The 22,497-nt window shown below is 72.4% G+C and carries 17 protein-coding genes and 1 riboswitch; of the genes, 10 read left to right on the top strand and 7 right to left on the bottom strand.

What is annotated here, in order from left to right:
* Window positions 1-2,281, bottom strand: a 2,281-nt coding sequence (locus ACTWQE_RS27900) for a DUF5682 family protein (protein ID WP_443331831.1), incomplete at its 3' end; no start/stop codon positions are given.
* Window positions 2,278-3,405, bottom strand: coding sequence for an ATP-binding protein (locus ACTWQE_RS27895; protein WP_443331830.1), 1,128 nt, complete (start codon window positions 3,403-3,405; stop codon window positions 2,278-2,280). The genes ACTWQE_RS27900 and ACTWQE_RS27895, both read right to left, overlap by 4 nt.
* Before the next feature lie 181 nt (window positions 3,406-3,586).
* Here ACTWQE_RS27895 and ACTWQE_RS27890 point away from each other — a divergent pair, with 181 nt between their 5' ends.
* Together ACTWQE_RS27890 and ACTWQE_RS27885 are read left to right on the top strand one after the other, a co-directional pair.
* A complete protein-coding gene (locus tag ACTWQE_RS27890) occupies window positions 3,587-4,954 on the top strand; it encodes an SWIM zinc finger family protein (RefSeq protein ID WP_443331829.1) in 1,368 nt (455 codons plus the stop codon).
* A gap of 422 nt (window positions 4,955-5,376) precedes the next feature.
* Window positions 5,377-7,038, top strand: coding sequence for a DUF5691 domain-containing protein (locus tag ACTWQE_RS27885; RefSeq protein WP_443331828.1), 1,662 nt, complete (start codon window positions 5,377-5,379; stop codon window positions 7,036-7,038).
* Window positions 7,039-7,751: 713 nt separating this feature from the next.
* On the opposite strand, the gene ACTWQE_RS27880 is transcribed toward ACTWQE_RS27885, so the two are convergent.
* Window positions 7,752-8,162 (bottom strand): cobalamin B12-binding domain-containing protein, encoded by a 411-nt coding sequence (locus ACTWQE_RS27880; protein WP_443331827.1) that lies wholly within the window; start codon window positions 8,160-8,162, stop codon window positions 7,752-7,754.
* A 328-nt stretch (window positions 8,163-8,490) separates the two neighbouring features.
* Here ACTWQE_RS27880 and ACTWQE_RS27875 point away from each other — a divergent pair, with 328 nt between their 5' ends.
* Window positions 8,491-9,345 carry an esterase/lipase family protein gene (locus tag ACTWQE_RS27875; protein ID WP_443331826.1) on the top strand — a complete coding sequence of 285 codons (855 nt, stop codon included), beginning with the start codon at window positions 8,491-8,493 and terminating at the stop codon, window positions 9,343-9,345.
* A gap of 195 nt (window positions 9,346-9,540) precedes the next feature.
* The gene (locus tag ACTWQE_RS27870; RefSeq protein WP_443331825.1) at window positions 9,541-11,292 is read left to right on the top strand and encodes a peptidoglycan DD-metalloendopeptidase family protein; all 1,752 of its coding nucleotides are present in this window, start codon (window positions 9,541-9,543) and stop codon (window positions 11,290-11,292) included.
* 127 nt (window positions 11,293-11,419) lie between these two features.
* Here ACTWQE_RS27870 and pcrA read toward each other — a convergent pair whose 3' ends face one another.
* Window positions 11,420-13,846 (bottom strand): DNA helicase PcrA, encoded by a 2,427-nt coding sequence (gene pcrA / locus ACTWQE_RS27865; RefSeq protein ID WP_443331824.1) that lies wholly within the window; start codon window positions 13,844-13,846, stop codon window positions 11,420-11,422.
* A gap of 275 nt (window positions 13,847-14,121) precedes the next feature.
* Window positions 14,122-14,288: riboswitch (cyclic di-AMP (ydaO/yuaA leader) on the top strand.
* Window positions 14,289-14,296: 8 nt separating this feature from the next.
* Here pcrA and ACTWQE_RS27860 point away from each other — a divergent pair.
* Window positions 14,297-15,466: an NlpC/P60 family protein gene (locus ACTWQE_RS27860; RefSeq protein WP_443331823.1), complete on the top strand. Its 1,170-nt coding sequence runs from the start codon at window positions 14,297-14,299 to the stop codon at window positions 15,464-15,466.
* Window positions 15,467-15,784: 318 nt separating this feature from the next.
* Here ACTWQE_RS27860 and ACTWQE_RS27855 read toward each other — a convergent pair whose 3' ends face one another.
* Window positions 15,785-16,138, bottom strand: coding sequence for a hypothetical protein (locus ACTWQE_RS27855; protein ID WP_443331822.1), 354 nt, complete (start codon window positions 16,136-16,138; stop codon window positions 15,785-15,787).
* Between the two features lie 242 nt (window positions 16,139-16,380).
* Here ACTWQE_RS27855 and ACTWQE_RS27850 point away from each other — a divergent pair, with 242 nt between their 5' ends.
* The 5 genes from ACTWQE_RS27850 (at window position 16,381) to ACTWQE_RS27830 (ending at window position 20,169) form a co-directional block, all read left to right on the top strand.
* Window positions 16,381-17,451 carry an NlpC/P60 family protein gene (locus ACTWQE_RS27850; RefSeq protein WP_443331821.1) on the top strand — a complete coding sequence of 357 codons (1,071 nt, stop codon included), beginning with the start codon at window positions 16,381-16,383 and terminating at the stop codon, window positions 17,449-17,451.
* Window positions 17,452-17,969: 518 nt separating this feature from the next.
* A complete protein-coding gene (locus tag ACTWQE_RS27845) occupies window positions 17,970-18,467 on the top strand; it encodes a hypothetical protein (RefSeq protein ID WP_443331820.1) in 498 nt (165 codons plus the stop codon).
* 17 nt (window positions 18,468-18,484) lie between these two features.
* On the top strand, window positions 18,485-19,228 hold the full coding sequence (locus tag ACTWQE_RS27840; protein WP_443331819.1) for a transcriptional regulator: 744 nt from the start codon (window positions 18,485-18,487) through the stop codon (window positions 19,226-19,228).
* A gap of 37 nt (window positions 19,229-19,265) precedes the next feature.
* Window positions 19,266-19,703 carry a roadblock/LC7 domain-containing protein gene (locus ACTWQE_RS27835; RefSeq protein ID WP_443331818.1) on the top strand — a complete coding sequence of 146 codons (438 nt, stop codon included), beginning with the start codon at window positions 19,266-19,268 and terminating at the stop codon, window positions 19,701-19,703.
* 91 nt (window positions 19,704-19,794) lie between these two features.
* Window positions 19,795-20,169 carry a hypothetical protein gene (locus tag ACTWQE_RS27830; RefSeq protein ID WP_443331817.1) on the top strand — a complete coding sequence of 125 codons (375 nt, stop codon included), beginning with the start codon at window positions 19,795-19,797 and terminating at the stop codon, window positions 20,167-20,169.
* Window positions 20,170-20,461: 292 nt separating this feature from the next.
* Here the strand turns inward: ACTWQE_RS27830 and ACTWQE_RS27825 are convergent, their stop codons facing one another.
* Together ACTWQE_RS27825 and ACTWQE_RS27820 are read right to left on the bottom strand one after the other, a co-directional pair.
* The gene (locus ACTWQE_RS27825) at window positions 20,462-21,040 is read right to left on the bottom strand and encodes a Uma2 family endonuclease (RefSeq protein WP_443331816.1); all 579 of its coding nucleotides are present in this window, start codon (window positions 21,038-21,040) and stop codon (window positions 20,462-20,464) included.
* A 62-nt stretch (window positions 21,041-21,102) separates the two neighbouring features.
* Window positions 21,103-22,293, bottom strand: coding sequence for a MarR family transcriptional regulator (locus tag ACTWQE_RS27820; protein ID WP_443331815.1), 1,191 nt, complete (start codon window positions 22,291-22,293; stop codon window positions 21,103-21,105).
* Window positions 22,294-22,497: the final 204 nt, after the last annotated feature.

The raw sequence follows: 22,497 nt of genomic DNA, 5'->3' as shown, positions 1-22,497 counted from the left end.
AACCGACAGCGGTGTGGACGGAGTCCATGTGCTGCCGCATCTCGTCCGCGGCGTCCGCGTCGAGTCCGGCGCACGCGGGCGGCAGTCCGACGAAGACCCGCTCGGCCAGTCCGACCGCCACCTCGGCGAGCGCGGCGGAGTCGGTGCCGCGCACATCGCCGTACCGCACGGAGCGGACCAGCGCCGGGAGGGCTTGGGCGAGATGACCGACGTCGGCGTCGAGCGCGGCCCGGTCGGCGAGCATCCGCATCACCACCGGGAGGGCCTCCGGGAGTCCGGCGAGCAGGCAGCGCTCGGCGAGGGCGGTGACGTCGGCGAGGGACCCGGCGGAGGTGGCGTCGGACCCGGCCTTCGCCGTGGCGGCGGCGATGACGGTCGTTCCCCACACCCCGGCCTCGGCGACACGCACCGACAGCTCCGGCTCCCAGCGGAGCCGCCAGGTCTCCCGGAACGTCCCCAACCCGCCGCGCGAGCGCTGCGGCTCACCCCACTCGATGCCGAGCAGTCGCAGCCGGTGCAGCAGCCGGCTGCGTCCGGCGTCGGTGTCCTTGCGCAGATCGAGCTCCAACTCCCGCTCCGCCGCCTCCGGTTTGAGACGAAGGGTGCGCTGTACACGCGTCAGATCCCGCTGAAGGGGCACGGCGGGAGCCGACTCGGGCACCCGGCCGAGCACATCACCGACGATGAGCCGGTCCTGCACGAGTGCCAGCGGCACATCCGAGCCTTCGCACATCACCGCCCGGATCGCGTCCGTCGTCTCCACGAGCCCGGCGAGAGGCCTGCCGCGCATCGCGGCGAGGGTATCGGCGAGGCGTACCGCCTCGATCACATGAGCGGAGGAGACCGGATGGTCCTCATCCCGGAGAAGTCCGGCGACCCTGGTCATCCAGCGCTCGATCGGCCGGTCCGGGGCGTTGAACAGATGCCCGTACCAGCCGGGCGACGTGATCCCCGCGCCATAGCCGCTGTGCCGGGACAGCCGCCGGTGGGTCCACGGCACCCAGACGATGTCGACCTTGGCCTTCGGCAGTCCCTTGAGCAGCTGCCGGTCCGCGCTCACGGTGGTACGCCGGGTCAGGGCCGGCACATGCCAGGCGCCGCAGACCACGGCGAACCCGTCCTCCCCGAACTCGCGCCGCGCCTCACGCATCCGCAGCCGCATGTGCGCTTCGCGCAGGGGGTCCCGGTCATGGTCCCCGTCCCCGTACGCCTCGCGCAGCGCCCCCATCGCCTCGCCCAGCGCTTCGAAGGCACCGAGGGCTCCGACGCCTTCCCCGGAACGGTCCGGCCCCCGGGCTCCCCCCGTGCCGCCGTCCACGGACGGCCCGCCGTCCCCGTCGGCCGTCCTCGCGCCGCCGTCCACGCCGCGGCGGCCCTCCTCGGTGCCTGTCCTCGCCGTATCGAACGCGTCATCGGGCGCGTGACGAACCTCCGTGCCGCTGCCCGTGTCCACGGTGGACGAGCCACCGGGCCGACCGCTCGCGCCCCCGCCACCGGCAGCGCCGGAGCCGGTGGCCCCGACGCCCGCCCTCCCCGTGCCGGAGGCGTCCACGGGCACCTGGCTGTCACCGGTACCGCCCCTGCCGACCGTGGTCGGTACGGCCGCGGACGCCGAGTGCGGAGCGGCCGTGGGCGGGACGGCTCCCCGGCCGGCCCGGCCCGGCGTCCGGTGCTCGACCACGTCCTCCCACCAGCGCTCCGGATCGTCGTATCCGGCGGCTTCGGCGAGTACGGCGAGCGGATCGATCCGCAGGCGCGGCCCGTCGTCGCCACCGTCTCCGTCCTGCTCGGACTCGACGCCGCCGTCGCGCTCGGTGCGGTCGCCGGGCGGTACGGGGTCGTCCGCCGGTCGCCCGCCCTGGTCCGGGCAGCCCTGGTCCGGGCAGCCGTCGTCCGGGCCGTCCGCGGCGGGCGACCGGCCGTGCCGGTCCGACCGGTCCGGCTCGTCGTCGCCGCTCATCGCCAGGGTGTGCGCCGCGGGCAGGTCGATGAACCGGACCGGGACGTCGTGGGCCAGCGCCCAGCGGATCGCCACCCACTCCGGCGAGAACTCGGCCAGCGGCCAGAACGCGGCACGCGCCGGGTCGTCGGCCACATGCGCGAGCAGGGCGACGGGCGGCCGCATCCCCTCGTCCGCGGCGAGCGCGACGAGCCCGTCCGCCTCGGGCGGCCCCTCGATCAGCACGGCACGCGGCTGCTTCCGGTCGAGCGCCTCCCGCACGGCGCGCGCCGACCCGGGCCCGTGGTGCCGTACTCCGAGCAGCAGCGGCCGGCCGCTCACGCGCTCACCTCACGGCAGGCACGGTAGAAGTCCTTCCAGCCGTCGCGCTCACGCACCACCGCTTCCAGGTACTCCTGCCAGACGACCCGGTCGGCGGCCGGGTCGCGGACCACGGCGCCGAGGATGCCCGCCGCCACGTCGCCCGGCCGGAGAACGCCGTCACCGAAGTGCGAGGCGAGCGCGAGACCGTTGGTGACCACGGAGATCGCTTCTGCTGTCGAGAGCGTGCCGGAGGGTGACTTGAGTTTCGTACGGCCGTCCGTCGTCACCCCGTCGCGGAGCTCGCGGAAGACCGTGACGACGCGACGGATCTCGTCGATGCCGTCCGGTACGGCGGGCAGGTCGAGGGAGCGGCCGATCTGGTCGACACGGCGGGCGACGATGTCGACCTCCGCGTCGGGCGTGGACGGCAGGGGCAGCACCACCGTGTTGAACCGGCGGCGCAGCGCGCTGGACAGTTCATTGACGCCGCGGTCGCGGTCGTTGGCGGTCGCGATGAGATTGAACCCGCGGACGGCCTGAACCTCCTGGCCGAGCTCCGGTATGGGCAGGGTCTTCTCGGAGAGCACCGTGATCAGTGTGTCCTGGACGTCCGCCGGGATGCGGGTGAGCTCCTCGACCCGGGCGGTCATCCCCTCCGCCATCGCGCGCATGACCGGGCTGGGCACGATCGCGTCGCGGCTGGGGCCGTGGGCCAGCAGCTGCGCGTAGTTCCAGCCGTAGCGGATGGCCTCCTCGGGCGTCCCGGCGGTGCCCTGGACCAGGAGCGTCGAGTCACCGCTGACCGCCGCCGCGAGGTGCTCCGACACCCATGTCTTGGCGGTGCCGGGGACACCGAGCAGCAGCAGCGCGCGGTCGGTGGCGAGCGTGGTGACGGCCACCTCCACGATGCGGCGCGGGCCGACGTACTTGGGGGTGATCACGGTGCCGTCCGCGAGCGTGCCGCCGAGAAGATACGTGGCGACGGCCCAGGGCGACATCAGCCAACGCGCGGGGCGCGGACGGTCGTCCGCCGACGCGAGCGCCGTGAGCTCATGGGCGAACGTGTCCTCGGCATGTGGCCGCAGGGCCTGGTCGGTCGTGGTCCCACTGGTGTTCGCGGTCACGGCTCCCCCTCTTCGCATGACTGCGCACGCAGGCGCATGACGTACGGCCCACACCCCGAAAAACCCCGTGGGCCGGTTGCGGAATCCACCCTGCACGAGGCCACTGACAATGGGCCGCGAGGCTCGTGCACAGCTACCAGGCCGGAGTTGAACACGCAGGTCAAGGGGATTGTCAGTGGGGGGCCGTAGCGTCGTCGACATGACTCACCAGGGGGTGCGCTGGACGGCGGAACAGGTGCTGGCACTGGCTCCTGACGCCGCCTCGCGCAAGGCGGGCAGCAAGCTCGGGGTCGCGGGACCGTGGTCCGCGGCGGGGGCGAACGAGGAGGCGGTGTGGGGGCTGTGCAAGGGCAGCGGCAGCAAGCCGTACCGGACGGTCGTGGCCGTCCACGGCTCCGGGGCGGGCTCCGGCCCCGGATACACCTGCAGTTGTCCGAGCCGGAAGTTTCCGTGCAAGCACGCGCTCGGGCTGCTGCTTCTCTGGGCGGGGGATCCGGAGTCCGTGCCGGGCGGGGCGGAGCCGCCGGAGTGGGCCGGACCGTGGCTGGCCGCTCGCAGGCAGCGCGCCGAGCGGAAGACGGCGGGCCCGGACGCTGCCCGGATCGCTGACCCGGCCGCGGCCGAACGGCGGTCCGCGCGCCGGGCGGAGCAGATGGCGGCAGGCGCCTCGGAGTTGGAGCAGCGACTGATCGATCTACTGCGGGGCGGACTGGCTGGCGCGGACCGCGGGGGGTACACCGCGTGGGACGAGACCGCCGCGCGCATGGTCGACGCGAAGGCTCCTGGCCTCGCGGCGCGGGTGCGGGAGCTGGGGGCGATCCCTGCGTCCGGTGCGGGGTGGCCGGCGCGGCTGCTGGAGGAGTGTTCGCTGCTGCACCTGCTGGACCGGAGCCTTCTGGGTCTTTCGCGGCTGCCGGAGCCGCTGGCGGCGACAGTCCGCTCACGCGTCGGCGTCCCGACGAAGGAGGCCGAACTGCTGGCGGAGGAGAGCGCGGCGGTGCGCGACAGGTGGCTGGTCCTCGCCCAACAGGACAGCGGCGACGCGAAGATGACCACACGGCGGATCTGGCTGCGCGGTGAGGACTCGGGGCGGACGGCCCTGCTGCTGTCGTTCGGCGCGGCCGGGCGCGCTCCCGAACTGGCCCTTCCCACCGGCCTCGCACTCGACGCGACGCTCGCCTACTTCCCGGGCTCGCGACCGCTTCGGGCCGCCCTGGGCCGGCAGTTCGCGCCGCCAGGTACAGGCGGGATACCGCCGGGGTCCGCGGTCGGGGCGGCCCTGGACACGTACGGGAAGGCACTGCGCGACGATCCCTGGCTGGACGCCTGGCCGGCGGTGCTGTCGCAGGTGGTGCCGGTGCCGGGCGCGGACGGCTGGCAACTGGCCGATGCGGACGGGGACGCCGCGCTCCCGGTGGACCCGCGCTGCCTGGGCCGTACGGGGCTGTGGCAGCTCGCGTCGCTATCGGGCGGGAAGGCGGTGACGGTCTTCGGCGAATGCGGGCACCGCGGCTTCACGCCCCTGACCGCATGGTCCCCGGCCACCTCGGAGGCGGTCCCGCTGTGACCTCCCGCCGCCGGCCCCGCACCACCTCCGACCCCATGGCCAGGCCTTGCGCCCCACCCGCGCGCCCGCACAACACACCGGCAATTCACCGTTACACGGGCCCGGCATGCCTCCCCGGAAAGCTCACGGGCACCGGCACACGGACCGCGTACACGGGAAGCGGGCGCTCGGAGGAACAAGGGCCGCCGCCCTCACGCCTTGCGCCACCCCCCGACGCGCATGCCCGCATCGCGCACCGGCAGCTCACCGGGCACCGGCGCGCGGATCGGCGTGCACCGGAAGCCGGTACTCGGAGGAGCAAAGGGGGCGCCGCGCTCCCGTCGGGGGCGGCACCATGCACGGCTCGTTTCCCGTCCGGGCCCGTACGGATCCGGTGGGGCCCCGGTCCGGAACGGAACCGTCATCACCGTATGGGGGAACACATGACCATCACCGCCGAACTCCCCTCCCCTTCTTGGGAGGAGCTGGTCACTGCGGCGCTGCTCGGTACCGACCGGCGGACGCCGCCCGTGGACGCGCGGGGGCGCGAGCCCGCGGTGGCGCTGCTGGATGCCGCCGCGGTCAGCACCCTGCGGCGGCGGGCCGGGCTGCGGCCCGCCGTCGCCCTGCCGCGCCCCGCGGCCGCGCCGGAGGACGTACGTCCACCGCTGCCGCCCGCGGCCCGGCGACGGCTCGCGACGCTGCTCGCGGACCGCGTGGCCGGCTCCGGCAGCGGCGGTGGACGCCGTGGCGCCGCGCCGGACCTCACCGAACTGCTCCCGCAGTGGCTGGCGGCGGCGAACCGGCACGGCTATCAAGCCCCTGCCGAGCTGCTGCCCGCGCTGCTGGACGCGGCCCGCGCCCGCTCCGATCTCCGCCCTGAGGCCCTGTGCCTCGGCGGTCCGCGTGCGCTGTGGCTGGCACGGCTGAACCCCGACTGGAAGTTCGCTCTGCGCGGGTCCACCGGAGGCTCGGCGCTGCCGGGGGCCGACGAGCCCGCCGCCGTCCGACGGCTGTGGGAGGAAGGACTGTTCGCCGAACGGGCCGCACTCCTCACCGCTCTGCGCCGCCGGGACCCGGCTGCCGCACTGGCCCTGCTCGGCTCGACGTGGTCCTCGGAGCGGGCCGAGGACCGGTTGATGTTCCTCGACTCGCTCCGCTCGGGGCTCTCCGGCGCAGATGAGCCGTTCCTGGAACGGGCGCTCTCGGATCGCAGTCGCAACGTCCGCGCGACCGCCGCGGAGCTGCTCTCCGCGCTCCCCGGTTCCGCGCTCGCGGCGCGCATGGCCGAGCGGGCGGCCTCCTGTGTGAGCCTGGACCGCACGAGCGGCGGGCCGCTCATCACGGTGGAAGCGCCGCACGAGTGCGACGCCGCCATGCAGCGTGACGGCATCGTGCCCAAGCCGCCTTCCGGGCGTGGAGAGCGCGCCTGGTGGCTGGGCCAGCTGGTGGAGGCCACGCCACTGAGCTCATGGAGGGGCAGGTTCGGCGACCGCGGCCCGGAGGAGATCGTGGCCCTGCCCGTCGCCGACGACTGGCAGGCGGAACTGCACGCCGCCTGGTGCCGGGCCGCGGTGCGGCAGCGCGACGGCGAGTGGTCGCGGGCGCTGCTCGGCTCGCCCTCCTCACCGTCCGCCGCCTCGGCCCCTCTGGGCGACCGGGCGAAGCTGCTGTCCGCTCTGCCTGCGGCGGAGCGAGCCGCTTGGGTCGCCGAGTTCATCGCGGCACACGGTCTGTCGGAGGCGTTCCAGATCCTGGGGGTCTGTGCGGTGCCGTGGGCCGAACCGCTGGGACGCGCCGTGGTCGACGCCCTGGACATCGCCCGGGACGCGGGCAGCTACCCATGGAGCTTCAGCGGCGTGATGGGCCTGGCCGAGCGTTGCCTGGACCCCGCGCAGGCCGACCGGCTGGAGATGCTCACAGCGACCCCGGACGAACCGGAGGGCGCCTCCCCGGGCGCGGGTGGCTACTGGTCCGAGGCGTTCCAGCGCCTTGTCGGGACGCTACGGCTGCGCGCCACGATGCGCCGCGAACTCGAAGCTCCCCCGCCCCTCGCCCCACCAGCGCCCTCCCGCTTTGAGCTCCTGTCCCGGCTGCCCGAGTGATGGCTCCCCCCACTCGAGGAGCCGTGGACCGCCGGATCAGTCCCGCGCCCAGCTCGAACAAGCGCCCGGAACACGATGCGGAACACGACCCACCCCACCGGGCGAAGGCACCCCGTGCGTGCGCCCTCCCGCGGGCACCCAACCGATCTTTCGTGGAGCCCACGATGACGGCTGACGCGAAAAGCAGCACGGGGTTGCCGGGCGAGCGAGCCAGGAATCGCCACGTCCCCAAGGCAGAGCGCATCGCCGCAGGCCCTTACGTTCCGTGGAGTCCGGGCAACCTCAGCTTCCCCCGCGCCTTCGGCCCCCGGTACCGGCACCGGCACCCGGCACCGGTGCCCGGTCCCGGGTCCGGGTCCGGCAACCCTGGCCGCCCCCTGGGCGGGCCACCGGCAGGCGGCTCCGCTCGCCCGGCCACGGACAGGCAGCGCGGCCGCGCGGCGGCGGTCGCCGCGGCCACCCCAGCTGGGCCGCAGCCTCGGGGCCGCTGGGCAGGGGTCTGTGGTGACTGCCGAGCTCGGCCCGGCGACCACCCGCGCCGGGCCGCACGGACCGTGCGACGGGCGGGTGCGAACGGCTGGGCGGCACCCTGCCGCCGGGCCCCGGGCAGCACCAGGGCGCGGGAGGGGACGGCACCGAGTGCCGTCACCCCGTGCACTCGGTCCAGACACCCGGCACCGAGTGCCATGGCGACGGGGCCGCCGGGCCTGCGGTCAGGCAGCCAGTTCGCGAACGTTCGTGCGAACCCAGGCCACGACCTCGCTGGTCGGGGTACCGGGGGTGAAGATCTCCGCCACGCCCTGCTCCTTGAGCGGGGCGATATCCGCTTCGGGAATGATGCCGCCGCCGAAGACCTTGATGTCCTCCGCCTCGCGCTCCTTCAGGAGCTGCAGCACCTTCGCGAAGAGTGTGTTGTGTGCGCCGGAGAGGATGGACAGCCCGATGGCGTCCGCGTCCTCCTGAATCGCCGTATCGACGATTTGTTCGGGCGTCTGGTGGAGACCGGTGTAGATGACCTCCATACCGGCGTCGCGCAGCGCCCGTGCGATGACCTTGGCTCCGCGGTCGTGGCCGTCGAGCCCCGGCTTGGCCACCACCACGCGGATCGGACCCGACACACCCATCACTGCCTCCATGCGTCTGCCGTCATCGGCGGCTGGGGCCCCCCGCACCCTCAGGACCAGGGGGAGTGAACGAACGTTATCTCCACCATCCTCCCCCCGACAGTTTCGCGAAGGCCACCGAGGGGGAAATCACACGTTGGGACATATTGAAGGGGAGCCGCAGCGAGGCCTCCGTATCCACCGCCCCCACAGGGGCGGATCCACCGCTCCCACAGGGGCGGCGACCGGTACGGACAGAGCTCGAGCCGCCACCGGCCATCGCGACGGCTGCCCGTGAGGGCACACGGGGGACAGAGGCGTCCCTGGTGTGCCGTTCGGGAGGTCGGCCATGGGGGCACTGCCATTTCTTCCCAGTCTTCTCCGCCCGTCGGCCGCGCTCATCAAGGCCACCGCGCTGGATCTGGCGATTCTCGCCGGGCACGCGGTCCTCTACCCGACGGGCGTGATCGCTGAGCGCCCGCCGGAGCAGCCGTCGGTGCCCGCGCCGACCGTGCCGCTGGACGACCCCGGGACCACCCTGCTGCCCACCCCCGACGAGCCGGGCACCGGCCACCCGCCCGTCCTCCTCCTCCACGGCTTCATCGACAACCGCTCCGTCTTCGTCCTGCTGCGCCGCTCTCTGCGCCAGCACGGCTGGCGTCAAGTTGAAGCTCTCAACTACTCCCCCCTGTGCTGCGACCTCCGCGATGCCGCGGGCCTGCTGGGGCGGCACATCGAGGAGGTCTGCGCCCGCACCGGACACGATCGCGTGGATGTGGTCGGGCACAGTCTGGGCGGCCTGATAGCCCGCTACTACGCACAGCGGCTCGGCGGCCACACCCGTATCCGCACGCTGGTCACGTTGGGCACGCCACACTCCGGCACCAAGGCGATTCCCCTGCTTTCCGCCCATCCCATCGTTCGCCAGATGCGCCCGGATTCCGATGTGATCGAGGAGTTGGCCGGCCCCGCCCCCGAGTGCGACACGCATTTCGTCAGCTTCTGGAGCGACCTGGACCAGCTGATGGTCCCGCTGGAGACGGCCCGCCTCGAGCACCCGGATCTCATCTCGCACAACGTCCAAGTCAGCGGTATCGGACATCTGGCACTGCCGGTACACGCCGCGGTCGCGGCGGGCATACGGCAGGCACTGGACGACGAGGCGTCCGCCAGCGGCACATCGGAGACCGCTTCCGTGGCCTGATCTTCGCGTCCGTCGGCGAACAGTTGTCGAACTACATTCGAACGCCGGGCCAAGCCGCGGTCCACAGTTCGTCGCAAGGCGGCCAAATGCCCGCTCCTGGACAGCAGGAAACCTGCCGAAGATTGTGGCCGCCGCGTACCGCCGGGTACAGTCGCCGCTAATTCTCCTGCTGCCGAGGCGAAAGAGAAGTTGGTGGTGAACGACCGTCACCCGTCGGGAGACTCGAACCCGACCGTCCATGCTCCCGACGCCTCGTACGGGCTCCATGCCCCGTACGAGCAGCAGGGAACTCACCACGGCTATGCCGGGTACGACGGCTACTCCACCGGAACCTTCGACAACCTGGACGCCGCCTACGGCGACGGGGATCCGCTCTTCGGCGCCATGCCGGGTACGTACGGCACCGGCACGTTCTCCTATGACGCAGCTCAGGGGGGCGACGCCGCGCAGTGGCCCAACGGCGCCGGGCAGACGGCAGGTTACGAGGCGTACGGCGCCCAGCCGACGACGTACGACACCGGGGTGTACGACACCGGGGGCCATGCCACCGGCAGCTACGGCACCGGGCAGTACGACATCAGCGCGACGTGGGACGCCTCGAGCTACGACATGGCGCCCGGCAACCCGGCCCAGGCGAGCTCCGACCCCCTGGAATCCGCGCCCCTCGAGTCCACCGCGTACGCGACCGGCCAGTGGGACGCCTCCGGTTGGGACGCCACCGGGCAGTACGAGTCGGGGCAGTACGACGCCGGGCAGTGGAACTCCGCCGAGCACTGGAACGCCCCCGCCGCTCCCGCCGAACCGGCCCAGAGCTGGGACGCCGCCGAGCAGCACCAGGACTGGAACCCCGCCGAGCAGCACCAGGCGTGGGACGCCGACCCGCTGACCGAGGTGTGGGACGCCTCCGCCTACGCGACCGCCGAGGACGCTCCCGGCGAGGAGCCCTACGGGTCGCACGGCCCGGGCACCGAGGCCGAGCCCGAGCCTGTCGCCGCGTTCGGGGCCATGGAGACGAGCGCGTTCGAGGCTCTGGACACGGACCGGTTCGCATCCGTGAACGATGCGTATGCCGAGGACGATGCCACGGTCCTCCATGAAGCCGTCCACGGCGTCGCGTACGAGGCCGGTGCCGAGGCGGGGCCCCCGGAGGGGGGCGCCACCCCGGCCGGGCCCGACGTCATGTTCGTCCCCGGGCCGCGCCGGGCGCCCCAGCGCAACCGCCGCCGCGTCCCCGCCCGCCGCTCCGCGATCCTCACGGTCGCCGTCCCCTCGATCGCCGTCATGGGGGTGGCCGGTATCGCCGCCGCCTCCGTCAGCACCGGCACCGACCAGGACGACGCCGCGACCACCCAGGCCGCGCCCGACACGTCGGCCGTCAAGCCGTCCGCGGCGAACAGCAAACTCGACACCCAGCTCGAGACGTTGACCGCCGACGCCGATGACTTCGCCGACCGGGCCAGCCGCACCCAGGAGCGCATCGACCTCAAGCAGCGCCAGATCGCTGAGAAGAAGCGCAAGGAGGCGGAGGCCGCCCGCCGGGAGGCGCTGCGTCCGAAGTTCGCGATCCCGGTCGAACAGCACGGGCTCAGCGCCACGTTCGGCCAAGCGGGCGTCAACTGGATGTCGGTGCACAGCGGCATCGACTTCCCGGTCAGTTACGGCACACCCGTGATGGCCGCGACCGACGGCACCGTGCGCACGCAGTACAACATCGCCTACGGCAACATGGCCATAGTCACCGCCGCCGACGGCACCGAGACCTGGTACTGCCACCTCAGCAGCACCAAGATCCGGTCAGGGTCGGTCAAGGCGGGCGATGTCATCGCCTACTCGGGCAACTCCGGCAACTCCACAGGCCCGCACCTGCACTTCGAGGTGCACCCCGGAGGCGACGCGGCCATCGACCCGCTTCCCTGGCTGCGCGACAAGGGGCTCGAACCCTCGTAGGCCCGCCGGTCCGCCTCCCCCGGAATCCGTCCGGGGGACCCCCATGGCCCCCGGCCCTCCGGCGTCGGCCCGCGCCCCCGGCCTCGATCCCCCGCAACCCACGCGGACCGTTGACCCAGCGGGCGTTCTACAGCTTCTGCACCGGCGCGTAACGCAGCAGCAGCACCTTGGGCTTCTCATCACCGAAGTCGATCGTGGCCTTGGCGTCATGGCCGCTGCCCGCCACCGACATCACGGTTCCCAGGCCGAACTGGTCGTGGGTCACCCGGTCCCCGACCGCCAGCGCGACCACCGGCCGCTCCGTCGTCCGGCGGGTGGCGAAGCCGCTCGGCCCCGCCTTGGAGCGCGAGGACTGCACCCCGGCCATCGCCGACGCCGACGGCAGCGCGGGCCCGGTCCGCCGCCACTCGACGTACCGCTCCGGGATCTCCTCCAGGAACCGGGACGGCGGGTTGTACGACGGCTGGCCCCAGGCGCTGCGCATCGTCGCCCGGGTGAGATAGAGCCGCTCCCGCGCACGCGTGATGCCCACGTATGCCAGCCGCCGCTCCTCCTCCAGCTCCTTCGTCTGGCCGAGCGCCCGCATGTGCGGGAAGACGCCGTCCTCCATGCCGGTCAGGAAGACGGCGGGGAACTCCAGCCCCTTGGCGGTGTGGAGGGTCATCAGCGTGATGACACCGGAGCCCTCCTCGTCCTCGTCCGGGATCTGGTCGGAGTCGGCCACGAGCGCGACCCGTTCGAGGAAGTCGGCGAGGGTGCCCGGGTTCTCCGCGTTCTCCCCGGGCTGCTCCTGCTCGAACTCCAGGGCCACCGCGGCCAGTTCCTGGAGGTTCTCGATCCGGGTCTCGTCCTGCGGGTCGGTCGACGCCTGGAGCTCCGCCAGATAGCCCGTACGCTCCAGGACCGCTTCCAGCACCGTCGCCGGGCCGGCGCCCGACTCGGCGATCGTACGCAGCTCCTCCAGCAGGGTGTTGAACCGCTTCACGGCGTTCGCCGAGCGGGCCGCCATGCCGTACGCCTCGTCGACCCGGCGCAGGGCCTGGGCGAAGGAGATCTTCTCCCTCAGGGCCAGCGCCTCGATCATCGCCTCGGCGCGGTCCCCGATCCCCCGCTTCGGAACATTGAGGATCCGGCGCAGCGGGACGGTGTCCTCGGGGTTGGCCAGCACCCGCAGATACGCGAGGACGTCGCGGACCTCCTTGCGCTCGTAGAAGCGCACGCCGCCGACGACCTTGTACGGCAGCCCGACCCGGATGAAGATCTCCTCGAAGACACGGGACTGGGCGTTCGTGCGGTAGAAGACGGCGACGTCACCGGCCTTGGCGTCGCCGGCGTCCGTCAGCCGGTCGATCTCGTCGGCGACGAACTGCGCTTCGTCGTGCTCGGTGTCGGCCACATAGCCCGTGATCGTCGCGCCCGCGCCCGCCTCGGTCCACAGGTTCTTGGGCCGGCGGTTCTCATTCCGTTCGATGACGGCGTTCGCGGCGCTGAGGATCGTCTGCGTGGAGCGGTAGTTCTGCTCCAGCAGGATCGTGGTGGCGTCGGGGTAGTCCTCCTCGAACTGGAGGATGTTGCGGATGGTCGCCCCGCGGAAGGCGTAGATCGACTGGTCGGCGTCGCCCACCACACACAGCTCGGCGACATGCTCGCCCGTGCCCACCAGCTCCCGCACCAGGGTGTACTGCGCATGGTTGGTGTCCTGGTACTCGTCCACGAGGACATGCCGGAAGCGCCGCCGGTAGTGCTCCGCGACGTCCGGGAACGCCTGGAGCAGATGGACGGTGGTCATGATGATGTCGTCGAAGTCGAGGGCGTTGGCCTCGCGCAGCCTCGACTGGTACATCGCATACGCCTCGGCGAGGGTCTTCTCGAAACCGTCCGCAGCCTGCCCGGCGAAGGTCTCCTCGTCGATGAGCTCGTTCTTGAGATTGGAGATCTTCGCGCTGAAGGACTTCGGCGGATAGCGCTTCGGGTCGAGGTCCAGATCGCGGCAGACGAGAGCCATCAGGCGCTTGGAGTCCGCGGCGTCGTAGATCGAGAAGCTGGAGGTGAAGCCGAGCTTCTTGCTCTCCCGGCGGAGGATGCGGACGCAGGCGCTGTGGAAGGTGGAGACCCACATCGCGTTCGCCCGGGGCCCCACGAGCTCCTCGACGCGCTCCTTCATCTCCCCGGCGGCCTTGTTGGTGAAGGTGATCGCGAGGATCTGGCCGGGGTGGACCCGGCGCGTGCCCAGCAGATGGGCGATGCGGTGCGTCAGCACACGGGTCTTGCCCGAGCCGGCGCCGGCGACGATGAGCAGCGGCGAGCCGGTGTGCCGGACGGCGGCCCGCTGCTGTTCGTTGAGCCCCTCGAGCAGCGCGGCGGGGTCGACGGCGGGCCGCGGCGCGCCGTCGCGGTAGTACGCGTCCCGGTCCACGGGGTGGTCGAAGCGCCCGCCGAAGAGGTCGGCCGGCATCTCCTCCTGTGGGTGCGCGGATTCCTCGGGCGGCGGCGGGGGCTCGTCGCCCGCACGCTCGAGGTCCGCCAGGAAGCTGTCGTCAAAGAGGCTGCTCATCGCCCACCGAGTCTAGGCCGCCGCACCGACAGCCCACACCGCTTCCTCATTCTCTCCCCTGAGGTGGCCTGACCACGGCCTCGCCGGCAGCGGCGGATCGCGACTGACCGTAGCCGACCGGGCGGACGGCGTTGAAACCCGCGCCAGGTCACAAAAAGGTTTCGGGCATATCGAACACCAGCCTTCACAGCTGCCCCACATGTTGGCTACCGTGCTCGCTCAGGCGGCCCGCAACCCCCCGCCGGCGACCGCGTCGGCACGGGCGGCCTCCGCCGAATCCGGCCATGCCTCCAGGCATCCGGAGCCGGGGACCCACCACGCAACACCGGGGTGAATCGGCCCGTCACGCGAGCATGCACTGCGCGCGGCGACGGACCGTAGGGCAGCCTTCCGATCCGCCCGAACCCGACAGCTAACCCGGTAGGCGGTCCACGGAAGGAGACGCGCGCCTTGGCGTCGCACCGCAAACCGCGGACCCATCTGCTCCACCACGGCTCCGGCCGCCGCGCCGCCGTCGGTCTGACGACCGCGGCGCTGGCCTCCGCGACCCTGCTCTCGCAGACCGCCCAGGCCGCGCCGGGCGAGCCGAGGCAGAGCATCGAAGAGGTCCAGAAGAAGGTCGATGAGCTCTACCGGCAGGCGGGCTCGGCCACGCAGGAGTACAACGAGGCCAAAGAGCGCACCGACCAGCAGCGCGCCAAGACGGACCGACTGATCGACGACGTGGCGGAGCGCACGGACGACCTCAACGAGGCGCGCCGCAAGCTCGGCAGCTACGCCGCGGCCCAGTACCGCAACGGCGGGATGGCGCCGACGGCCACCCTGATACTGGCCTCCGATCCGCAGGACTACTTCGACCAGAACCACCTCATGGACCGGATGACCGGACGGCAGCAGCAGGCCGTCGCGGACTACCAGGACCAGCAGGAGAGTGCGTCCGAGAAGCGCGCCGAGGCCGCGCGGAGCCTGGAGACGCTGTCGGACTCCCAGGACGAGCTGCGGACGACCAAGCAGTCGGTGCAGCGCAAGCTCAGCGAGGCGCGCGAGCTGCTGTCGAAGCTGACCGCCGAGGAGAAGGCACGGCTGGCGGCGCTCGAGCGCAAGAAGGAGGAGGAGGCCCAGCGCAGGGCGGAGGAGCTGGCCCGCGAGCAGGCCGAGAAGCGGCGCGAGGAAGCCCGCCAGGAGCAGGAGCAGAACGACAGCTCCGGCTCGTCCGGCGGCGGAACCTCCACCACCGACCCGGCTACGGGCTCGGACTCCGGCTCGTACGCGACCAAGGCCGCCAAGGCCCTCGCGTTCGCGCGGGCACAGATCGGCAAGCCGTACGTGTGGGGGGCCACGGGCCCGAACTCGTACGACTGCTCGGGGCTGACGCAGGCGGCCTGGAAGAGCGCCGGGGTGTCGCTTCCGCGTACCACCTGGGACCAGGTGAAGGTCGGCACCCGGGTCGCCACCGAGGATCTGAAACCGGGTGACCTGGTCTTCTTCTACGACGACATCAGTCATGTCGGGATATACACAGGCGACGGCCAGATGATCCACGCTCCGAAGCCGGGCGCGAACATCCGCACCGAGGCGATCACCTACATGCCGATCTACGGAAGCGTCCGCCCGGCGTAGCCGCCTGCGCGGGGAGCGGGACGGCGCTCCCCACCCGGGGGCGTCGGCACCTCCGCACGCCGAGAGCGCCCCACCGGCCGGCCGGTGGGGCGCTCTCGCTGTGGGGGCGGGCGTTGGGGCCGTACGGTCCGGGGGGCCCTGGCGTTCGCGCCCGTACGGGTCCGGGGCGTGGCAACCGCGCCCGTACGGTCCGGGGTCTGTGGCGTTCGCGCCGTACGGTCGGGGACGTGGCGTTCGCGCCGTACGGTCGGGGCCCGTGGAGTCCGGGGCGCAGCGGCGCCGGGCGCGATGGCGCCGGGGCGCTACGGAAGCGTCACGTCAGGTCCAGAGGACCGCGATGAACACATTGGCGATCGCGAGCAGGCCGACCGAGCCGAAGGCGGCCTTGTCGACCCTCTCCTCGTCCCGCTTGACGTAGACCAGGCCGAGGATGACGACGAGCAACGCCAGCTTCACACCGAGCTTGACGTTGTTGAGCGACTGACCGTCGGCCTGGTCCAGCCCCACCAGAGCGACGCCCGTGATCAGCATGGTCAGCGCACCGTGCAGCATCGCCGGGCCGAACCGGGCCGTGCCCGTGCCCATCGCCTTCATCTGCGTGAAGAAACCACCGAGCAGCGACGCGATGCCGATGATGTGCAGACCGACGAAGACATTGATCAATATGTCCATGCGGGGGAGCCTAACCGGGCCCATAGCACCGGCCGGTACCCAGGTGGGCCTCAATCGGCGCTTCGGTCACCGGCGCATCGTGAAGCGGCAGAGCCGTGGGAATTCACCCGGTGCTTCTGTTCAGAGGCGCGCCCAAACCGTCCAGTCCCGTTCATCCTCGTATTCGCTCGCACCCTGCGGGCTTAGCGTCCTCCCCCAGGCGGCTGACTCCCCCCGGCCGCCGCACAGTTGGGAAGGATGTGATGGCGGCCGTGGCCTCGCACAGAAAGCCCAGGCGGCGATCGCTCACCGGCAGCACCGCCCGTACGGCGGCGACTCTGGCCCTCGCCGGCGCGGCGGGAACGACAGCCCTCGACGGCACCGCGTACGCCGATCCCGGCGGCCCCGCCCCCGCCCAGGTGAAGGCCAGGGTCGACCGGCTGCACCACGAGGCCGAGGAGGCCACCGAGAAGTTCAACGGCGCCGAGGAGAGGGCCGAAAGGGCGCAGAGGGCCCTGGACCGCCTCCGGGGCGAGGCCGTACGCAGGACCGAGCGGATCAACGCCGCCCGTAACGCACTGGGTTCGCTGGCCACCGCCCAGTACCGCTCGGGCGGTATCGATCCCGCGCTTCAGCTCGCGCTCTCCTCCAGCCCCGACGAGTATCTGGAACGGGCCTCGATCGTCGACCGCGCAGGCAGCCGCCAGGCCGTCGCCGTCGCCGGGATCCGCCGCCAGTTGCGCGGCATCGAGCAGGTCCGCGGCCGAGCGGCCGAGCGGCTGGCGGAGCTCAGGCGCAGCCAGGCGGAGCTGCGCAAGCAGCGGAGCACGGTACGCGAGAAGCTCGACGCGGCGGAACGGCTGCTCGCCCGGCTGACGGCCGAGCAACGTGCGGCGGTCCTCCGGCAGGACGGCCACCCCACGGGCGGAACGCCGCACGCCGACCGCGGCGCCCCGCGCGGCAGCGCCGGACTGCGGGCGCCGAACCAGCGCGCCGCCCAGGCCGTCGCCTTCGCTTACGGGGCGCTGGGCAAGCCGTACGTCTGGGGCGCGACCGGGCCGGGCGGGTTCGACTGCTCAGGCCTCACCCTGGCCGCATGGAGATCCGCCGGGGTCTCCCTGCCCCGCACCAGCTACAGCCAGATCAACGCCGGCCGGCGCGTCCCCCGTTCGGCGCTCGCCCCCGGGGACCTGGTGTTCTTCTACTCCGGCATCAGCCATGTCGGCCTCTACGTCGGCAACGGCCGGATGATTCACGCGCCTCGGCCGGGCACGCCGGTCCGTGTGGCGCCGATCGACCAGATGCCGTTCGCGGGCGCGACGAGACCGGGTTAGACCCGGCGCCGGTACCGGCTCCCGTACGTGCACCCGTACGCGGCGGGTCGCCCACGGCGTGTGCACCGCTCGTGGGCCGCACTGCGCACCGCTGCGGGGACCGCGTACGCCGCGGCTGCCGACCCCTGCGCCCGCGCGGACCTGTAGGACGGGGCGCCCGTACCGCCGCCCCCTCCCGCGGCGTGCGCCGCAACCGCGTCCTCGGGGCGCGTACTGAGACGGTCTGCCCCACACCGCAGACCGCCTCCTACGGCTGCGGTTCTGCGTACCGCCACGTCCCCGCGGCGATCCGATGCGTACGTCGTGCTGCCGAGCTCGGGGTGGGCGGAGCGGGCCGTGCCGCCCTCGGACACGGCGGCGCACCCCTCACCCGCAGCGGGGGCGGATTCTAGCCCATGACACCGCATATTCCCGGGGGAATTGCCATAACTCCCCACTACGGTCACCACCGTGCGTAACTTCATCGTCACTGGTGCACATCCGGTGCGTCAGCACGCTGTGCAGGGAGGGGAGTCGGCGTGCCCGGAATCGACGAGTGTCTGCTCAAGGCCATGACGCTGCCCGGCGCGCGCGGAGCCGCGGTCGTCGACTGGACCAGCGGGCTCGCGCTCGGCACGGTCGGGGACTCGCCCAACGGCGACCACGAGGCCACGGCGGCAGAGACCGCGGAACTGGCACGCATGGCCGCCGAGCACACCGCGTTCGCCGCCCCCGAGCCGAGCCTGCCGTTCCCGCCGTCCGTACCGTCCGCACCGTCCTCGCAGTCCCGGCTCGCGGAGTGGCCCGGGACCGACGGGATGGCGGGAGCGGCCGCCGGACCGGGCCACGCCGCCAAGGGCGCGCCCGTGGAAGACGTGATCGTCACCACCCGCGCCGGTTACCACCTGCTGCACTTCGTCGAGACGACCTTCGACAGCAGCGTCTTCATCCATGTCTGGCTCGACCGGGACGAGGGGAATCTCGCCCTCGCGCGCATCTGTCTGAAGGACCTCGCCGAGCGGCTGGTGCTCGGATGAGGACCGCGGAGCCCCCGATGCTCGTCCGCCTGGCGGCCGAGCGTGCCACCGGTGCGCTGCTGCTCGACGGCGGCACGCTCTTTCTCTCCGACGGCGAGGTCGTGCACGCCGAGAGCCACGCCGCACCCGGTCTCGACGTGCTGCTCACCGCAGGCGGGCGGCTCCCCGCCGAACGCTGGAAAGAGGCCGTCGACCGGGCCGGCGCCCGCTGCCAGGTCGGCCGCTTCCTGGTCGACAGCGGCGGGCTGGCGGGCGGCGAGCTGGAGATCTGCCATCTGGGCGCGCTGTTCGACGCCGCGTACTTCGCGCTGGCTCCCAGCACGGGCCCGGCCCGGTTCCGCCCCGGCGCGGTGCACTGGCTCGGACCCGTACGACCCGTTCACGCCGAACGCGTCCAGCGGGAGACGAGGCGCCGCCGGGAGCTGCTGGACAGTCTGTGGCCGTGCCCCGCGGTCGACACCGCGCCCGTGATCCGGCACGCCTCCGTACGCGCCCCTGCCGTCCCCCGCCGGCAGCGGGCGGTGCTGGACCTCGCGGACGGGATGCGCACCCCCGCCGCGATAGCCCGGCTGCTGGGACGGCCCGCCTTCCACACCCTCATCGAGGTGCGCCGCCTGGCAGCGGCCGGGCACATCGAGACGCCCCACGCGTCCGTGACGTCACCCCTCCCCCACCCCGTTCCCGACTGGGTCGCGGAAATCCCCGCCGACCCGGACATCGCCCTGCTGCGCCGGCTTCGTGACGCTCTGGAGGCCCTGTGATTCCCCGGTCCGTCCACCAGGCCCCCTCCACGTCGTCATGAGGAGGGCCTTGAGACAGCGCGCCGAGAGGAGACTGCTGTTGGCGGCAGAACCTGAAGTCCTGGACGAATTACGGCGGTTGAGGGCACGCGTTCCTCATCTGACGGGCGCCCTCGCGGCCAGCATCGACGGACTCGTCCTGGCCCAGGACGCCGCGCCCGTGGAAGCCGAGGGCGTCGCCGCCCTCACCGCGGCGGCGCTCGGGGTCGGGCTGCGGCTGACGGACGCCACGGGCCGCGGGGAGTTCCGCGAACTGCTGATACGCGGCGAGCAGGGCTATGTCGCGACCTACGCGGCGGGCGCCACAGCCGTCGTCACCGTACTGGCGGGCCCCCGGACCAACGTCGGGCGGCTCCACCTGGAGGGGCGGCGAGCGGGCGCCCGCATCGGAGACCTGGTCGACGGCGCGCGCGAACGGCCGGAGGCCACCATCTGACCTCCTGTCACCCCCCGTACGCGGTGATGTGCGCCTCGCCGCACGGCCGCCGCTGCGGAGAACACATCAAGGGAAAGGACATGCGACAGTCATGGCAAATACGGAAACCGCTCTCAAGGAAGCAATGACCGCCATTGAGGGGGTCCTCGGCGTCGCCCTCGTCGACTACACGAGCGGCATGGCCCTGGGCACCCTGGGCGGAGGCAAGGGTCTCGATCTGTCGGTGGCGGCCGCGGGCAACACCGACGTGGTCCGCGCAAAGGTGCGCACCATGGAACTCCTCGGCCTCAAGGACGAGATCGAGGACATTCTGATCACCCTCGGCGGCCAGTACCACCTGATCAGGCTGCTCAAGTCACGGGGAAGCAATGGCCTGTTCCTCTACCTCGCCCTCGACAAGAGCCGCGCGAACCTGGCGATGGCCCGTCACCAGCTCCGCAAGATAGAGGCGGAGCTGGAGGTCTGACCCGGCCGGTCACCTCACCCGCGGGGAGCCGCCCACGCGGCTCCCCGCCCACGCGGCTCCCCGCCCGCCCGGCGGCGCGCCCTGTCGCGACCGATGGCGGGCCTTGCCTCGGTCGAGTGCTTCTCGGGCTCGGACGAGCTCCTCTACGGAAAGCGACGACCTCCGAGAGCGTTTCTTTCCACGTACCGACGAGCCTCAGTCGGTGGTTCATGGGCTTCAGGTGTGTCCGACGGCTGCGTAGCCATTCCGGCTCTCCGTGTGAACTCCAGCGCCCAGAACAGGCGGCGTTCGGTCAGTGCGCGTAGTCCTTCAGTTTCTCTGTTTCGAGGGTGATTCCGACAGGTGCCGGGATCTCGACGACGGCGCCGTACGGGCGTGACGTCAAGCTGCGATACTTTCCGTCCTCCGGTTCGCTGTGGATGGTGACGGTGCACTCATCGCGGTCGACGAGCAGATAGACAGGGATGCCCGCCTCCGCGTAGCCGTCGCGCTTCTCGCATCGGTCCCGCCGGTCGGTGTCCGGGTCGTTCGAGGTGACCTCGACGGTCATCAGGACGCCATCAGGATCGGCCCATTCCCCGTGGCCGCCAAAATGCCCCCTGGGAGCCAGAGTTCCGTCCGGGCGGACGCGGCCATTGCGATAGCTCTCGACCTTCAGACCACGCTCCGGGTACAGGCGCAATTCATGGCGCTGCTGCATGCACTGCTCCAGGAGCCACATGACGATTTCGTCGTGGTCGCCGTCAGGCACGGGCTTGACCTCAAGCTTTCCGCTGATGAATTCCAGCCTCACGGTCTCCGGCGCCGTGCGGGCAAGCTGCTCGAACTCCTCGACAGGCATCTGGGGCCGGCCGGCGGTCCTGGGGGTCATGGCGTCGCCTCCTCCCCTCCATGGTGCCCCGGCAAGGCGGGGCCCATGATGCACCTGCACGCTCATACGCTGCTCCCTTCGGGTGTGCGGGCGGCGGCTTTCAAGCTCTCGACGCGGGCGTGGATCTCGGCGGCGGACAGGCGGCTTCGGCAGGGGCCGGGAGCCCGTCCCCGGCAGGTGCGGCACAGGCCGCCCGGGAGCGCTTCGGGGCGGCCCGGTGCGCCGCACTCCGTACATTCCATGATCCGCCGGGGTGCGTCAGGCCCTCCCGGCTCCACGGCACCCCCCGGCGGGCGCACGCGTTCGGGCGGCAGCTTCGTGGTGAGTCTGCTCCGGGCGAGCGCCCCCGGGCAGTGGACTTCCGCGGGAAGTCCGGCCGTGAGCGCACTGACCAGCTGCGTGGCCGTGGCTCCGCGCGCCAGCCACTCGGCGGCCGCCCCCTCCAGCTTCGCGCATTCGGCCGCCGAGAGCGTCATACGGGCATCGGCGCGGCCGAGCCCCGCCAGCACCTCGTAGGCCTCGGAGCGCGGGAGCCGGTCGGTACGGGCAGGCCGGGCGGTACGGGTGGTGGGCGCAGACTGGCCGATACGGGCGGCGGCAGGTTGGACGGGACGGGCCTCAGGGCCGGGAGGAGCGGGACGGGCGGTGGGCCTGGGCGCCGAACGCCCGGCGGTGGGCTCGGGCCCGTCAAGCCGAGTGGGCCCGGCAGGATGTGCAGCCAGGGCGTGACGCGCGGTGGGCACGGTAGGTGCGGGCCCGGTGGTGCGCGCAAGCCGAACCGGTCGCTCCGGGCGAGGCCCCGGGGAGGACGCCTTCGTGGCGGGCTGATCGTCCGGTGGCAGCCCGGGCCGCTGCGGCGGGGTGCGTCCGGACAGCGGCCGCGCATCCGGCACGGCCGACGGCGCCCCGTCCACCACATCGCCCGCCAGGAACCCCGCCCACCAGGCATCATCGCGGGCGACCCGGGAGAAGTACGTCCGGTACACCCACTGCGTCCGGCCGCCGCCGACCGTCTCCCTGACCCGCCGCAGATGACCGGCCTCCGAGAGCGCGTTGAGAGCCGACCGAGCGGCCTGCCGGCCGTAGCCGGGCAGCTCCTTGGCGAGCGTCTTGGCGTCGATGGCGGCGCCGTCCGGAAGCCGGTCCACATGGGCGGCGATGGATGCCTCGCGCGGCGGAAGATGGGTGAAATCGCTCTGGCGGCGGGGCGATTGACCCGGGACGGAACGTTTTCCGTAGCCCGGTGAGGCCATCGGAGGGGCGTACGGACGGTGGGCGGCGCTAAGGTTGGCGGTAGCCATGGGATCGAGGTCCGATCGATCTTGTTGGTCAAACCCCCGTCCGGTGTTGCTGCACCGGCGGGGGTTGTCTGTTGCTGGGCACGCTACACGGCGACCGCGCTTCGTCGCGACCCGATCACCCAAAGTCATTCGCGCTGGTGTGCGCGGGAGTTGGGG

This window comes from Streptomyces sp. 8N706 (genome assembly GCF_052245415.1).
GTDB lineage: Bacteria > Actinomycetota > Actinomycetes > Streptomycetales > Streptomycetaceae > Streptomyces.
This window is presented reverse-complemented; position numbering and strand designations above follow the sequence as displayed.